The organism is Rhabdothermincola salaria (assembly GCF_021246445.1).
Classification (GTDB): Bacteria; Actinomycetota; Acidimicrobiia; order Acidimicrobiales; family Acidimicrobilacustridaceae; genus Rhabdothermincola_A; species Rhabdothermincola_A salaria.
This window is the reverse complement of sequence record NZ_JAJQXW010000001.1, coordinates 1388521-1403437: the sequence shown is the minus strand read 5'-3', so window position 1 is coordinate 1403437 and position 14917 is coordinate 1388521. Positions and strand designations below refer to the sequence as shown.

15 protein-coding genes are annotated in these 14917 nt (G+C 71.7%); 9 read left to right on the top strand and 6 right to left on the bottom strand.

Features of this window, described 5'->3' with window-relative positions; all coding sequences use genetic code 11:
* Positions 1-57: 57 nt before the first annotated feature.
* On the top strand, positions 58-897 hold the full coding sequence (locus tag LUW87_RS06585; RefSeq protein ID WP_232670312.1) for a crotonase/enoyl-CoA hydratase family protein: 840 nt from the start codon (positions 58-60) through the stop codon (positions 895-897).
* Between the two features lie 75 nt (positions 898-972).
* Here the strand turns inward: LUW87_RS06585 and LUW87_RS06580 are convergent, their stop codons facing one another.
* Both LUW87_RS06580 and LUW87_RS06575 read right to left on the bottom strand, forming a co-directional pair.
* Positions 973-1581: a hypothetical protein gene (locus LUW87_RS06580; RefSeq protein WP_232670311.1), complete on the bottom strand. Its 609-nt coding sequence runs from the start codon at positions 1579-1581 to the stop codon at positions 973-975.
* 86 nt (positions 1582-1667) lie between these two features.
* Positions 1668-2681 (bottom strand): queuosine salvage family protein, encoded by a 1014-nt coding sequence (locus LUW87_RS06575; protein ID WP_232670310.1) that lies wholly within the window; start codon positions 2679-2681, stop codon positions 1668-1670.
* Positions 2682-2835: 154 nt separating this feature from the next.
* On the opposite strand from LUW87_RS06575, the gene LUW87_RS06570 reads away from it, so the two are divergent.
* Positions 2836-4275 carry an MBOAT family O-acyltransferase gene (locus LUW87_RS06570; RefSeq protein ID WP_232670309.1) on the top strand — a complete coding sequence of 480 codons (1440 nt, stop codon included), beginning with the start codon at positions 2836-2838 and terminating at the stop codon, positions 4273-4275.
* A 111-nt stretch (positions 4276-4386) separates the two neighbouring features.
* On the opposite strand, the gene LUW87_RS06565 is transcribed toward LUW87_RS06570, so the two are convergent.
* Positions 4387-4602, bottom strand: coding sequence for a dodecin family protein (locus tag LUW87_RS06565; RefSeq protein WP_232670308.1), 216 nt, complete (start codon positions 4600-4602; stop codon positions 4387-4389).
* Between the two features lie 73 nt (positions 4603-4675).
* Between LUW87_RS06565 and LUW87_RS06560 the strand changes: the two genes are divergently transcribed.
* Positions 4676-5911: a DUF459 domain-containing protein gene (locus LUW87_RS06560; RefSeq protein WP_232670307.1), complete on the top strand. Its 1236-nt coding sequence runs from the start codon at positions 4676-4678 to the stop codon at positions 5909-5911.
* A 59-nt stretch (positions 5912-5970) separates the two neighbouring features.
* On the opposite strand, the gene queF is transcribed toward LUW87_RS06560, so the two are convergent.
* Positions 5971-6324: a preQ(1) synthase gene (queF, locus tag LUW87_RS06555; RefSeq protein ID WP_346742403.1), complete on the bottom strand. Its 354-nt coding sequence runs from the start codon at positions 6322-6324 to the stop codon at positions 5971-5973.
* A 110-nt stretch (positions 6325-6434) separates the two neighbouring features.
* A complete protein-coding gene (locus LUW87_RS06550) occupies positions 6435-7484 on the bottom strand; it encodes a PHP domain-containing protein (protein WP_249419998.1) in 1050 nt (349 codons plus the stop codon).
* Positions 7485-7609: 125 nt separating this feature from the next.
* Here LUW87_RS06550 and ychF point away from each other — a divergent pair, with 125 nt between their 5' ends.
* The 5 genes from ychF to LUW87_RS06525 all read left to right on the top strand — a co-directional run bounded on the left by ychF (position 7610) and on the right by LUW87_RS06525 (position 12066).
* Complete coding sequence (gene ychF, locus LUW87_RS06545; RefSeq protein WP_232670305.1) at positions 7610-8686, top strand: redox-regulated ATPase YchF; 1077 nt, start codon at positions 7610-7612, stop codon at positions 8684-8686.
* Between the two features lie 16 nt (positions 8687-8702).
* On the top strand, positions 8703-9056 hold the full coding sequence (locus tag LUW87_RS06540; protein ID WP_232670303.1) for a DUF192 domain-containing protein: 354 nt from the start codon (positions 8703-8705) through the stop codon (positions 9054-9056).
* Positions 9053-9880: a 16S rRNA (cytidine(1402)-2'-O)-methyltransferase gene (gene rsmI, locus LUW87_RS06535; RefSeq protein WP_232670302.1), complete on the top strand. Its 828-nt coding sequence runs from the start codon at positions 9053-9055 to the stop codon at positions 9878-9880. The genes LUW87_RS06540 and rsmI overlap by 4 nt, the downstream gene beginning before the upstream one ends.
* A 91-nt stretch (positions 9881-9971) precedes the next feature.
* A complete protein-coding gene (locus LUW87_RS06530) occupies positions 9972-11318 on the top strand; it encodes a DNA recombination protein RmuC (RefSeq protein WP_232670300.1) in 1347 nt (448 codons plus the stop codon).
* 196 nt (positions 11319-11514) lie between these two features.
* Positions 11515-12066, top strand: a complete 552-nt coding sequence (locus LUW87_RS06525) for a MarR family winged helix-turn-helix transcriptional regulator (protein WP_232670299.1) — start codon at positions 11515-11517, stop codon at positions 12064-12066.
* Positions 12067-12168: 102 nt separating this feature from the next.
* On the opposite strand, the gene LUW87_RS06520 is transcribed toward LUW87_RS06525, so the two are convergent.
* A complete protein-coding gene (locus tag LUW87_RS06520) occupies positions 12169-13212 on the bottom strand; it encodes an NAD(P)-dependent alcohol dehydrogenase (RefSeq protein ID WP_232670298.1) in 1044 nt (347 codons plus the stop codon).
* A 180-nt stretch (positions 13213-13392) separates the two neighbouring features.
* On the opposite strand from LUW87_RS06520, the gene metG reads away from it, so the two are divergent.
* Positions 13393-14913, top strand: a complete 1521-nt coding sequence (metG, locus tag LUW87_RS06515; RefSeq protein WP_232670297.1) for a methionine--tRNA ligase — start codon at positions 13393-13395, stop codon at positions 14911-14913.
* The last annotated feature ends 4 nt before the right edge of the window (positions 14914-14917 follow it).

Genomic DNA, 14917 nt, shown 5'->3' with positions numbered 1-14917 from the left:
CGGCCGGCCGCGTCGGAGCGCCGACCCGGGCGGGGACCGTGGGCGTAGCCTTCGGCGATGGGGTACTCCTGCTTCGAGGTCGAGGTCGCTGACAAGGTGGCCCACGTCCGCCTGTCCCGGCCGGATGAGCTGAACACCATGAACCGGGCCTTCTGGGTGGAGCTCCCGGCCGTCGTCGCCGAGCTCGACGGTCGAGGCGACGTGCGGGCCATGGTGCTGTCCTCCACCGGGAGGCACTTCACCGCCGGCATGGACCTCTCGGTGTTCACCGCCGGTGATGCGCTCGGAGGTGACGGCGGCGAGGTCGGGCGGGTGCGGGCCCGCCTCCGTCAGACGGCGCTGATGCTGCAGGACAGCTTCACGGCGTTCGAGAAGGCCCGCTTCCCGGTGCTGGTGGCCGTGCAGGGCGGGTGCATCGGCGGAGGTGTCGATCTCGTCTGCGCGGCCGACATGCGCTACGCCACCGATGACGCGTTCTTCGTCGTGCAGGAGATCAACATCGGGATGACCGCTGACGTCGGTACCCTCCAGCGGCTGCCCCGGCTGGTCCCCGAGGGCATCGCCCGGGAGCTGGCCTACACCGGTCGGCGCATGCCGGCCCGTCGTGCGGCCGAGGTCGGTCTGGTCAACGAGGTCTTCGCCGACCACGAGACGTTGGTGGCAGGGGTGTTGGACATCGCCGCGGAGATCGCGGCCAAGAGCCCGCTGGCGATCTGGGGCACCAAGCAGACGATGAACTTCTCGCGGGACCACACCATCGCCGACGGGCTCGAGTACATCGCCACCTGGCAGACCGGCATGTTCCAGCCGGGCGACATGATGGAGGCCTTCGCCGCCAAGGCCGAGGGCCGCGACCCCGAGTTCCCGGACCTGCTCCCGAGCCCCGACGACTTCTGATCACCCCCCAGTCGCGTAGCTGTCGGTGAAGGGCGCTGGGGGGTGGCGCCGTTTCCCGACAGGTCCGCGGGCGGGTCAGGTGTCGTGGAGGTCGTCGAGCGGGGGGAGGTGGTCCCACTTGATGTCGCCCACCTTGACCAGGATCGACGAGATCCACCCGCCCATCGAGGACAGGTGGGTGTCGAGCTGGGCGCCGTCGGCGAGGGTGTCCTCGTCGACCTCGTAGGTGCCCTCGTAGGACACCTCGATGGCGAACTCCGGGTCGCCGAGGTCGCCGGGGTACACCGTCTCGATGGTGGGCCCGCTGCGCTCGAGGCGGTCGTGGCCGATGACGGGGCTCATCTCGGGCAGGACGTCGAGCAGGGCCTTGGGGTCGGGGCTCGACGCCAGCCGTTGCACCCGCAGCACGATCTCGATGTCGATGCGCGGGGGCTCGTCGAGGGGCTCGCCGATGTACCACGACCGGTACGCGGTCTGGGCCCACGTCGGCCAGTCGAGGGTGATGTCGGCCTGGACACGCGGGGGGAGCCCCTCGCCGGGCAGCCCGTACGAGGTCTCCCACGTCATGTCACCGAGGAGCACGTCGACGTGGAAGCGCTCCTCGAAGGCCTGGCGCTCGAGCAGTGCCCCCTCGAAAGCGTCGCGCAGGGCGCCGATGGCATCGGTGAAGACATGATCGAGCATCGGCGCAGGACCCTACCGGCCTGGCGCCGCGCACCCTGACGGGTCTCTGTCCCGACGGCCCGGCACCGAGGGGTGCCGGACCGGGGTCAGTACGCGGTGCTCCGGGCTCGGTGGCGCGGGTGGGCCTTGTACCGGGGCGCCCCACCGCGTGACCACAGCACCTGGTCGAGGTGCCAGCTGGCCACGTCGTGGCCCTGGGCGGCGAGGGCCCGCCGCAGCTCCTCGACCGCGTGGAGGCCCACGGCGCGGATCTCGACCTCCTCACGGGACCCCGGTTCCAGCAGCTCCTCGGCCTCGATGCGGGCCACCAGGGCGCCGTCGAGCTCCAGGACCCCGTCGAGGCGCAGGACGTGGGGCACCAGGTTGTCGGCGAAGGCGGTGAGGCGGTCGACGTCGTGGAACCGGCCGGGCCCGTCCCCGCCGAAGGTGCGGTGGAGGTCGGCGACGGCCAGCTGCGCCCGCTTGAGGATCGGCACCTCGAGTCCGTCGTGGGTCCACACGTCGGCGAAGCCGGGCAACGAGGCCAGCACATCCACGAGCCCGGCGGCGGCACCGTCGGCGGACTCGACGAGGGCGACGAAGGATCCGTCGAAGTCGGTCTCGACCAGCACTCCCAGCTCGGCCAGGGCGGTGGCGAAGTGGACCATCAGCTGGTGGACCGGGCCGTCGTCGTGGGGTTGATCGAAGATCCGGTGGGCATCGGCCGGCTCGAGCGCGGCGAGCCACGCCGCGGTCACGTCGCCGTGGCGGGCCACGTGCTCGCGCAGGTTGGTGGCCATGGTGACCGCACCAGAGCATCCCGGTCGCTTGCGGACGACCGGGTGCCATCCCGAACCGAAGTTGATGGTGTCGAGCGCCAGCACCATCGCGGTCGCCGCCTCCGGTTGCGGATGCTCCACGGCCCAGGGGCCCGAGCCGGGGTCGGCCGGGCGCAGCGCGCCCGAAGCGACGAGCTCGGTGGCGTACGCATCGAGGCGCTCAGGCGCCAGCCGGACATGGGAGGCGCGTGCGGCGACCTGCTCGGCCCGTAGTCGGACCCGGTCGAGGACGTCGCCACGGCGACCGCCGTCACGGTCGTCGGCGTCGGCGTCGGGGGTCACGGCGGCGACCCTAGCGAGCCGCCGGGGAGCTCTTCGGGCGATCACCGGCCGGCCCCGTCCGGGTCCCCGGGGGAGGAAAAGTGCTGCGGTAGCGTCGCCCCCGCCGCCGGCCCGAGGTGGGACGGCCAGTCGTCACTGCGAGAGCCCGCCACGCATGCTGTTCCCCACCATCGACTTCGCCGTGTTCTTCGTGGTGGTGTTCACGGCCAGCTGGCTGCTGCGGCCTCGGCACACGGTCTGGCGTTGGTTCATGTTGGCGGCCAGCTGCTACTTCTACGCCTACTGGGAGTTCGGCTACCTCTTCTTGCTGCTCGGCAGCATCGGGGTCAACTGGCTGTTCGGCGAGGCGGTGTACCGAGCGCTCGGACCGGACGGGCAGCGCACGACGGCGAGCAAGTGGCTGGTGCGCGCCTCGGTCGTGGTCAACCTGGCGGCGCTCGGCTACTACAAGTACCTCGACTTCTTCGTCTCCTCGGTGTCGGACCGCCTCGAGTCGCTCGGTCTCGATGTTGACCCGCCCGTGCTCGAGATCCTCTTGCCGGTCGGCATCTCCTTCTTCACCTTCCAAGCCATGAGCTACGTGCTCGACATCGGCCGGGGGGAGTGGCGGCGACCGATGACGCTGCTCGACTTCGCCGTCTTCCTGAGCTTCTTCCCCCAGGTGGTCGCTGGCCCCATCGTGCGGGCGAGCGAGTTCGCACCGCAGCTCGAACGCCCCGCCGACCCGCGCTTCGTGCGCTACTCCGAGGCGTTCATGCTCATCTTCCGCGGCCTGTTCAAGAAGGTCGTGATCTCGAGCTTCCTCGCCGCCCAGATCGTGGATCCGGTGTTCGCCGTGCCGGAGGCCTACGGGCGGTGGGAGGTGCTGTGGGCGATCTACGCCTACGCCATCCAGATCTACGCCGACTTCTCCGGCTACACCGACATCGCCATCGGCGTGGCCCTGCTGCTGGGCTTCCGGTTCCCCCAGAACTTCAACGCCCCGTACATCGCCACGTCGCTGCAGGACTTCTGGCGTCGCTGGCACATGACGCTGTCGCGCTGGTTGCGCGACTACCTCTACATCCCCCTCGGTGGGAACCGGGGCACCACGCTCTTCACGTATCGAAACCTGTTCCTGGTCATGCTCATCGGTGGCCTGTGGCACGGGGCCAACTGGACCTTCGTCGTGTGGGGCGCCATCCACGGTGGCTACCTGGTGGCCGAGCGGGTCGTGAAGACGCGCTGGGCGGCCCGAGGGTCGCTGGGTCTGCCGGCGCCGCTGGTGAAGGGCCTGCAGTGGTTCCTGACCTTCAACGTGGTGTGCCTGGCCTGGGTCTTCTTCCGGGCCCCGTCGGTGGGTGACGCCTGGACCATGCTCGGCCGGCTCTTCGCCGGGGGCGGGGCGCCGTCGGTCGTGTCCACCCTCGTGCTGGTGACCGTGGTCTTGTCGTTGGCCTCGCAGTTCGTGCCACCCCGGGTGGCCGAACGGGGCGAGCAGGTCTTCTCGAAGCTGGCGCCCCTGGCTCAGGCGGCCATCCTGGCCGTGGGCCTGGTGGTCATCGACGCCCTCGGCCCCGAGGGCGTGGCCCCGTTCATCTACTTCCAGTTCTGAGCGAGGCCACCGCCACCGGGTGGTCGGCGGCTTCGACGTCGGGACGCGACGGTGACCCGGCCGAGAGCCGGGCCACCGTGTCGCTCCGGGCCGCCGACCGGCGGCGTCGGGTCAGCTGTCGACCTTGAAGGCGACCTCGACCACGACCTGCCACGCCTCGACCGTCGAGTCCGGGCCGAGGGAGGCCCGGAGCTCGCTGATCTGGGCCCAGCTCTGACCGTGGACCTTCTCGCCCGAGGTGGCGAGCGCCGTGCGCACGGCCTCCTCGATGGAGTCGGGGGACTCCCCGACGAGCTTGGACATCTTGTAGGTGTTGTTGTTGGCCATGGGTTCGCTCCTACCCCGCGACGACCTCGGGGGTGTCCCGGGAACGGGTGGGGGCGGCGGTACCCTCGGGCCGATGTCCCGCCAGCCCCCTCGAGACGACCGCCCGGTGGGCACCGGGGGCCGCGGCCGCCACGCCCGCGGTCCTCGCTTCAGCTGGCGCATGCTCCTGCACCCGTTGCGGTCCCAGGAGGAGGGCACCGCTCCGGCCGGGATCGTGTTGGTGGTGGTGCTCGTCGCCCTCCTCGTGGCCGCGGTGCTGAACGCCGACGCCACCTTGCGAAAGAGCAACGCCGCGGGTGAGGGCTGGCGCAACGAGGTCGCCCAGGTCGTCGCCGACGTGAGCGGCACCCTCCGCCTCACCTCGCTGCGCAACCGCGCCGACGAGGCACTGGGCAAGAACACCACGACCGACATCGACGTCGCCGACCTGTTGGCCGAACAGCAAGCCGAGCAGGCGGCCGACCCCGAGGCCGCCGATCCCGAGGCCGAGGCCGCTGCGGAGGCGGCCGAGGCCGAGGCCGCCGCGGCCCAGGCCGAGGCCGACCGTCTCGCCGCGCTCGAACCCGACCTGCCTGCGGCCACGCCGGCGGCGCCGCTCAGCATGTACATCGGGGGCGACTCCATCGCCCGCGACTTCGGCCAGGCCATGCAGCGCGTCGCCACCGCCACCGGTGTCATCGCCCCCACGCTCGACTACCGGGCCGCCACCGGGCTGTCCCGTCCGGACTTCTTCAACTGGCCCGAGCACCTGGTGCGCGACGTGGTGCCGACCAACCCGCAGCTGGTCGTGTTGCAGTTCGGGGCCAACGACAGCCAGAACTTCACGATCGACGGGCGCCCGGTGGAGCGCCTCTCCGAGGAGTGGCTCACCGAGTACCGACGTCGTGTCGCCGCCACCATGGACCTGCTCCAGTCACCCGACAACCAGCGCCTGGTGGTGTGGGTGGGCGCCCCGATCATGGGCCCGGGCTCCGGCGTCAAGGGGATGGACCTCCTCAACCAGATCTACTGGGAGGAGTCGCAGAGCCGACCGTGGGTGTCCTACTTCGACACCTATCCCTTCCTCGCCGACGCCAACATGGCCTACGTCGACACCGCGATCTACGCCGACGGGCAGTCCCGCGAGCTGCGCCAGAGCGACAAGGTCCACCTCTCCGCCGCCGGCGGCAGCCGCCTGGCGTGGGGGGTCATCGACCTCATCACCGAGACGGTGGACCTCTCGGCCGGCAACGTGGAGCCTCCGCCGTCGGAGGCCGCTCCCCCCGAGGTCAGCCCCCGCGACGAGCTCCCGCCTCCGGCTCCGGCGTAGCGGGGCCCGAGCACCCCCGACGAGCAGCCCCGGCAGGGCGAGCCCGGACCGCGGTGGCGTCAGCTCGGGTGCGAGGCGGTGACCGTGGTGGCGATGCCCCCACGGACCTTCCAGATGGTCTCGACCGTCATCCGACGGGGGAGGGTTGCTCGCACCAGGTCGTCGAGGATGCGGTTGGTCACCGCTTCGTGGAACGCGCCCTCGTCGCGGTAGCTCCACAGGTACATCTTCAGGCTCTTCAGCTCGACCAGGAGCTCATCGGGCACGTAGGTGATGCGCACCGTGGCGAAGTCGGGCTGGCCGGTGACCGGGCACAGGCAGGTGAGCTCGTCGGTCTCGCAGACGATCTCGTAGTCCCGTCCCGTCTCCGGGTTCGGGACGGTGACGAGCTCCTTGGACGGCTGGCTGGGCACGGACCGGCGCGCGTTCAGCGCCCGGCGTTGGGCTTGGTGCCGTGGTTGGCGGGCTTCTTGCGGGCGTTGTTCTTGCGCTTATCGGTCTTCTTCGACATAGGGGTGCGAGGCTACTGGTCCGGGTGGCTCGCGGCCCATTCGACGAGGTCGTCGGCGCTCCAGGTGTTCACGATGTCGTCGAGGCCGACCCGGTGGCGGGCCGCCTTGTCGCACCCGTAGCCCTGCCACTCGAGCTGGCCGGTGGCGTGGGCGTCGGTGTCGATGGCGATCTTGCAGCCCCACCCGAGGGCCAGCTCCAGCAACTCGTCGGGCGGGTCCTGGCGCTCGGGTCGGCAGTTGATCTCGACGGCGGTGTCGAAGCGGGCGCAGGCGGCGAACACCATGTCGGCGTCGAACACCGACGGAGGTCGCTTGTCGGCCACCTCCAGGCCGGCGGCCCCCGTACGCGATCGCACCATGCGGCCCGTGCAGTGGCCGAGCACGTCCACGTGGGGGCTGGCCACGGCCAGCACCATGCGACGGGTCATGGCCTCGCGGTCCATCCTCAGCTTGGAGTGCACGCTGGCCACCACCAGGTCGAGGCGAGCGAGGAGGTCGTCGTCCTGGTCGAGCGCGCCGTCCTCGAGGATGTCGACCTCGATGCCGGTGAGGATCCGGAACGGGGCCAGCTCGGCGTTGAGCACCTCGATCTCGTCGATCTGGGCGAGGAGGCGCTGGCGATCGAGGCCGTGGGCCACGGTGAGGCGGGGGGAGTGGTCGGTCACGACGAGGTACTCGTGGCCCTGGGCCGCAGCGGCGCGGGCCATGGCCTCGATCGAGGCACCGCCGTCGCTCCACGTCGAGTGGCTGTGGCAGTCGCCGCGCAGGGCCCGGCGGTACGCCGCCCCGGCCTCGGTGGTCTCGACCCCGGGGCCCGTCTCCAGCTCGGCGAGGCGGGCCGGCACCTCACCCGCCACCGTGGCGGCGATGACGGAGGCGGTCGACGGCCCGATGCCCGAGAGCTCCTGGAGCGTGCCTCGGCGGGCCCGATCCGCGATCTCGTCGTCGCCGAGGTCGAGCACGATCTCGGCCGCCCGGCGGTAGGCCCGCACCTTGCTCGACGGGGCCAGCTGCCGGTCGAGGAGGTGGCCGATGCGGGCCAGGGCGTCCGCCGGGGCCATGGGGGCGGTCAAGGGAGCGATGCCGAGAAGCGCAGGATCCACCCCTCCTGTGTACCCGGGTCGGCCGCGTCACGGCTCGACGGAGCGGCCGGAGGGGGTGGGGACCACCGGTAGCCTGCGCCGTCGTGGAACGCTTCGGGTTCGTCGGACTCCCCAACGCCGGCAAGTCATCGCTGTACAACGCCCTCTCCGGGGGCAGCGCCCTGGCGGCGCCGTACGCCTTCGCCACCAAGGACCCCAACGTGGGGGTGGCCAAGGTGCCCGACACGCGGCTCGACGAGCTGGCGGCCATGAGCAAGTCCAAGAACGTGGTGCCCGCCAGCGTGCAGTTCGTCGACATCGGCGGACTGGTCGAGGGGGCCAGCGCCGGCGAGGGGCTCGGCAACAAGTTCCTCGCCAACATCCGCGAGGCCGACGCCATCGTGTTCGTGCTGCGGGGGTTCGAGGACGACGACGTGCCCGGCCCCTCCGATCCGCTCGAGCACCTGCGCATCGTGGAGACCGAGATCGCTCTCGCCGACCTCGAGACGGTGGAGACCCAGATCGACAAGCGCCGCAAGGCGGCCAAGCAGGACCGGGCCGTCGCCGACGAGGTGGCGGCCCTGGGTGAAGCCCTGACGGTGCTGTCGGAGGGCACGCCCATCTACCGCAGCGAGCTCGGCGACGAGTCCCGTCAGCTGCTGCGCAACTACTTCCTGCTCACCAACAAGCCGGTGCTGGCCATCGTCAACGTCGGGGAGGACGACCTGGAACGGGTCGACGACAAGGTGGCGCCGGTGCTGGCCGAGTTCGGCGGCCACGGCGAGGTCATCGGCATGTGCGTGCAGCTCGAGGCCGAGGCGGCCCAGCTCGACGTCGCCGAACGGGCCGAGATGCTCGAGGGCCTCGGCCTGGGCGAGGGGGCGCTGCCACGCTTCCTGCACACCGCCTACCAGATGCTGGGACTGCGCACCTTCTTCACCACGGGCGAGAAGGAGAGCCGGGCCTGGACCTTCCGGGCCGGGTACAAGGCGCCGCAGTGCGCGGGGGTCATCCACACCGACTTCGAGCGGGGCTTCATCCGGGCCGAGGTCATCCACTGGGACGAGCTGCTGGAGGTGGGTTCGTGGTCCAAGGCCCGAGACGTGGGCAAGCTCCGGGTGGAGGGCAAGGACTACGTGGTCGCCGACGGCGACGTGATGGAGATCAGGTTCAACGTCTGACCCGTACGCTCTGGTCATGACCGACTCGCCTGCGGCGACCGATGGTGGCTGGCTCGTGTCGGGCGACCGCGTGCTGGCCAGCCTCGAGATCGCCGAGTCGTGGCGGGACCGCAGCCAGGGCCTGCTCGGGCGCGACGGCATCGAGGGAGCCCTGCTGTTGCGCCCGGCCCGATCGGTGCACACCTTCCGGATGCGCTTCCCGATCGACGTGGCCCACCTCGACGCCGACCTCACCGTCCTGCGCATCACGACCATGGTCCCGAACCGCCTGGGCCGCGTGGTCTGGAAGGCTCGCAGCATCCTCGAGTGCGAAGCCGGCTGCCTGGCCTCGTGGGGCATCGAGGTGGGCGACCGCTTCGAGATCCGATGACCGGCGCCCTCGTGCTCGTCGGCACGCCCATCGGCAACCTCGGGGACCTCACCCCCCGGGCCATCGAGGAGCTGGGCCGGGCCGACGTGGTGGCCTGTGAGGACACCCGTCGCACGGGGCGCCTGCTGGCCCACGTCGGTGTCCGGGCCCCGTCGTTGCTCGTGGTCAACGACCACACCGAGCCTCGGGCCGTGGGCGAGGTCCTGAGCCGGCTGGACCGGGGCCAGCGGGTGGCGCTGGTGAGCGACGCCGGGATGCCCGGCATCTCCGACCCGGGCGAACGGCTGGTCGCCGCCGCCTCGGCCGCCGGGCACCGCGTCGAGGTGGTGCCCGGACCGTCGGCGGCCATCGCCGGCCTGGTCGCCAGCGGGCTGCCCGCCGGCCGGTTCGTGTTCGAGGGCTTCCTGCCCCGCAAGGGCTCGGGGCGCCGGGAACGCCTGGCGGCCGTGGCTGCGGAGCCCCGCACGGTGGTGCTCTACGAAGCTCCGCACCGCCTCTCGCGCACGCTCGTCGACCTGGTGGAGGTCTGTGGGCCCACCCGTCGGGTGGTGCTGGCCCGCGAACTCACCAAGCTCCACGAGGAGGTGTGGCGGGGGCCCCTCGCCGCCGCGGTCGAGCACTGCACCGACACCGAGCCTCGCGGAGAGTACGTGGTCGTGCTCGACGGTGCGCCGGACCCGGGGCCCCCGTCCGACGACCAGGTCCGTGAGGCGGTGGCCCACGCCCGCCAGCGGGGCCTGTCCACCCGCGACGCGGCCGCGGAGGTGGCCGGCACCTTGGGGCTGTCCAAGCGCCACGTCTACGCGCTGGCGCTCGAGGCCTGAGCCACCCACCGGTGGGCCGACGACCCGGTCGGTCCCGATCGGCGCCGAGGGTCCGCGACCACTGTCACACCCCCTGCGCACAATCGAACACATGGTCTTGCTCGCCGTTGCCTCACTCGTGGTCGCCGTCGGTTGCGCCGTGGCGCTCGTGGTCGTGCTCGCACGCCGGTCGCCGCCCGCCCCGGCCGTGCCGGAGCAGCCCGTCACCGAGGAGCTGGTGGCGGCCACCGTGGCCGCGCTGCGCGCCGAGCAGGTGGCCACCGTGCAGGCGGCGGTGGAGTCGGTCGTGAGCGTCGCCGGCGAGCAGCTCGGCAGCCGGGTCGAGGTGGCCGACCGCGCCCTCGCCCAGCGCCAGGCCGCCATCTCCACCGCCCTCGAGGAGGACCGCAACGTCGTCGGGCGCGAGCTCGCCGAGGCCCGCCGCCAGCTCACCCAGATGGCCGAGCTGGTCGGCGACCTGCGGCGCGAGCGGGCCGAGCAGCAGGGTCGCCTCGAGCAGGGGCTGGCGGAGGCGGTGCGGTCCACCACCGCTCTCACCGGCACCACCGACGCCCTCCGCCAGGCCCTGGCCAGCACCAAGGCCCGCGGCCAGTGGGGCGAGCGCATGGCCGAGGACGTGCTGCGCGTCGCCGGGTTCGTCGAGGGCATCAACTACCGAAAGCAGACGGCCATCGCCGGGGGCACCATCCCCGACCTCACCTTCCCCCTGCCCGGTGGTCGTGAGCTGCACATGGACGTCAAGTTCCCGTTCGACAACTACCTGCGGGCCCTCGAAGCCGACTCCGACACCGAGCGCGAGTCCTACGAGGCCAAGTTCCTGTCCGACGTCAAGGCCCGCATCCGCGAGATCACCACCCGCTCCTACATCGACGCCGAGACCACCGTCGACCACGTGGTGCTGTTCATCCCCAACGAGGCCATCTTCGCCTTCGTCCACGAGCGCGATCCGGGGCTGGTCGACCACGCCATCGGCCAGAAGGTGGTCATCTGCTCCCCGTCGACCCTGTTCGCGGTGCTGGCCGTGGTGCGCCAGGCCGTCGAGCAGTTCCGCCTCGAGCGCACCAGCGACGAGATCCTGGCCTGCCTCGCCTCGTTCGAGAAGGAGTGGACCAAGTACTCCGAGAGCTTCGCCAAGCTGGGCAGCCAGATGGCCACTGCGGCCAAGACCTACGACGCCCTGGCCGGCACCCGCACCAACCAGCTCGAGCGGACCCTGGCCCACATCGAGCGCCTTCGCACCGAACGGGGTCTCGAGGCGGTCACGCCTCTGTCGGTGGCGCCGGCCACCGACGGCCTCACCCCGTCTCGTGCCGAGGGCGCCGATGAGGCGCCGACCTCGATCGATACGCGGTACCTCGAGGCGCCGACGCTCGACCGGGCGGTCGGCGACGACGACCGTCGGGCCCCGACCCGCCCGGCGTCGTTGCGCCTCAAGTAGTCGAGGGTCGCCCGGCCTCCGGGTCACCCGTCGTCCCGGATCGGCCGTCGTCCCGGGTCGGGGCGTCGACGGACGAGGCGTCGACGAAGGGTTCGCCTCGGGATGCGGCCTCGACTGCTCGACGTCGGCTCGCTCCCATCGGGGGTCGGGCCCCTCGTCGGGCGATCCACCACGCGGGCCGTGTGATCATGACGGGGTGGCAGCCGACGACGAGCACACCGGCGGGATGACCGCCGCCGATGGCCCCGACCAGCCCGGACTGGTGCGGGCGCTGCGCGACCTCGTCGCTCCCGACGACCTCGACCGTGTCGTGCTCGCCTTGCGGGCCATGCGCTTCGGACGCCTGGTCGAGCGCCACCTCCAGGTGCTCCTGCGTCCCACCGGGCTCGAACGCTCCGAGTTCTCGGTGCTCACGGCGCTGCTCTTGGCGCCGCCCGAGCGCGGCCAGTCGCCCACCGAGCTGGCCCGCACCGTGGTGCAGACCACCAGCGGCATGACCAAGACCGTCAACCGCCTGGTGGCTCGCGAGCTCGTGCGTCGAGCGGAGGACACCAGCGATGCCCGGGGAGTGGTGGTCACCCTCACCACGCAGGGTCGGACCACGGCGGCGCAGCTGCTGGACGAGCTGGCCGTCGGCCTCGACGAGGTGCTGGGGGCCAGCACCACCGACGCGCGCGCCGGGCTCACCGATGCGCTGGCCGCCGTGCTGCCGGCCCTCGAGCGATCGGCCGACGTCACCCGGACCTGACCCGGTTCGGGCCGACGGCACCGGGCCCGTGCGTCGTGGACTGGGCATCCGTGCGTCCGAGCCGGTCGCGCCGGCCTGACGGCCCCGGGGGTCGCGCCGCGCTCAGCTGCCGGGCACGACCACGAGGCGGCCGGCCACGCGACCGTGCGCGAGGTCCTCGTAGGCGCCCGCGGCGCCCTCCAGGTCGACCCGGGTCACCTCGGCGCGGATCGATCCCCGGCGGGCCAGCTCGACGACCTCCAGTAGCTCGGGGAGCGAGCCCCAGTACGTGGTCGCCACCGAGCACTCGTAGGGCACCGAGAAGAACCCGAACGAGAAGTTCCCGCCGCCGATGCCGACGACCGTGATGTGGGAGTAGGAGCGGGCCACCGTGGTGGCCAGCGCCAGGCTCTCGTCGCTGCCCACCATGTCGATGACCACGTCGGCGCCGAGTCCGGCGGTGGCGTCGAGGATCGCCGCCGGGGCGTCGTCGCCGGCCGCCACCGCGGTCTCCGCCCCGGCCCGGCGGGCCAGGGCGAGCGCGTCGTCACGCGTGTCGACGGCGATGATCCTGGTGGGCGTCGTCGCGGCGAGGAGCTGGACCCCCATGTGGCCGAGCCCGCCGATGCCGATCACCACGGTCGTGCTGCCCGGTCCGAGCAGCGCCGCCGACCGCTTGATGGCGTGATACGGCGTCAGGGCGGCGTCGGTGAGGGGAGCGGCCTCCACCGGGTCGAGGTCGCCGAGGGGAACGAGGAGGCGCGACGAGGGGACCAGCATCAGTGGGGCCATCCCCCCGTCTCGCCCGAGCCCGCCACCCGCCACGCCGATCTCGGCCGCCCGCTCGCAGTAGTTCTCCATCCCGACCCGGCAGCGTGGGCAGCGTCCGCAACCCCATGGCCCGTACACCGCGACCGGCTCTCCGACCTCGAGGTCGGACACGCCCCGGCCCAGGGCGTGGACCCAGCCGGCGTTCTCGTGACCGAGGGTGAAGGGCGGGTCCCACGGCACCATGCCCTCGGTGAAGTCGTGCAGGAGGTGCAGGTCGGAGTGGCAGGCGCCGGAGCCACCGATGCGCACCACCACCTCCCCCGGACCGGGATCGGGCTCAGGGACCTCGGTCAGCACCGGGTCCGACTGCCAGGACTGGATCTGCAGCGCACGCATCACGACCTCCTCGCCGTGCCCTCACTGTCCGGGTCGGGGCGTCCTGTGACAAGGGCCACGCGTCACACTCGGCGGGGCCGGAGAGCACGATCCGCGACGCGCGTCCCGGCCCCTTCGCCCGGAGACGTCGCTCACCGAACCGTTTCGTCGGTGTTGCCGGCGCCTCGTAGCCTGGCAGGCGTGCCTGAACGCTTCTACGTGACCACGCCGATCTATTACGTCAACGACGTCCCCCACATCGGCCACGCCTACACCACGGTCACGGCCGACGCCCTCGCCCGCTGGCACCGCCTGCTGGGCGAGGAGGTGACGTTCCTCACCGGCACCGACGAGCACGGGCTCAAGGTGGCCCGCTCGGCCGAGGCCAACGGGATCACCCCCCAGGAGCAGGCCGACCGCACCAGCGCCCGCTTCCGCGAGGTCTGGGAGCTTCTCGACATCACCAACGACGACTTCATCCGCACCACCGAGGACCGTCACACGGTGTCGGTGCAGGCGTTCATGCAGGCCATCTTCGACAACGGCTGGATCCGCAAGGGCACCTACGCCGGGCTGTACTGCGTGGCCTGCGAGGCCTATTACACCGAAGCCGACCTGGTCGACGGCAACTGCCCCATCCACGGCCGTCCGGTCGAGTGGCTCGAGGAGGACAACTGGTTCTTCGAGCTGTCGAAGTTCACCCAGCCCCTGCTCGACTGGTACGAGGCCAACCCCGACGCCGTGCAGCCCGAGGGCAAGCGCAACGAGGCCCTGGGCCTCATCCGCCAAGGACTCGAGGACGTCTCGGTGTCGCGGACCTCGATCGACTGGGGCGTGCCCGTGCCCTGGGACGAGGGCCACGTCTTCTACGTCTGGTACGACGCCCTCATCAACTACGCCACGGCCGTGGGCTACGGCTCGGACAGCGAGCGCTTCGCCCAGTGGTGGCCCGAGGTGCACCACCTCCTCGGCAAGGACATCCTGCGCTTCCACTGCGTGTACTGGCCGGCGATGTGCCTGGCCGCCGGCATCGAACCGCCCAAGAAGCTGGCCGTGCACGGCTTCCTGCTCGTCGGCGGCGAGAAGATGTCGAAGACGCGACTCAACCAGATCTTCCCGGCCGACCTGGTGGCCGACTTCGGCGTCGACGGATTCCGGTACCACTTCCTGCGCGACACCCCGTTCGGCCCCGACGGCGACTTCTCCTACGAGCAGATGGTCACCCGGTACAACACCGATCTGGCCAACAACCTCGGCAACCTGCTGGCCCGGGTGGCCACGGTGGTCACCAAGAAGTGCGGTGGGATCGGTCCGGCTCCCTCGCCCACCTCGCCGCTCGCCGACGTGGTGGCCGAGGCCTACGAGGCCACGGCCGCCGGTTGGCAGGCCATCGCTCCGAGCGTGGCGCTCGAGGCCACCTGGCGCCTCATCGGCGCCGCCAACGCCCACCTCGAGGCCAACGAGCCCTGGAAGATGGAGCCCGGCCCGCAGGTCGACGCCGTCATGGGCGACGCCCTCGAGGTGCTGCGCATCGTGGCCGTGCTGGCCTCGCCTGCCGTCCCCCGCGCCTGCGAGCAGGTGTGGCAGCGCATCGGGCTCGAGGGCACACCCTGCGACCAGCGCCTCCCCGAGGCCGCGGCGTGGGGTGCCTACCCGGGGGGCCTGGCCGTCGAGAAGGGCGCCGGGCTGTTCCCGCGCATCCAGGCCCCGGCCGCGGGTTGAACGG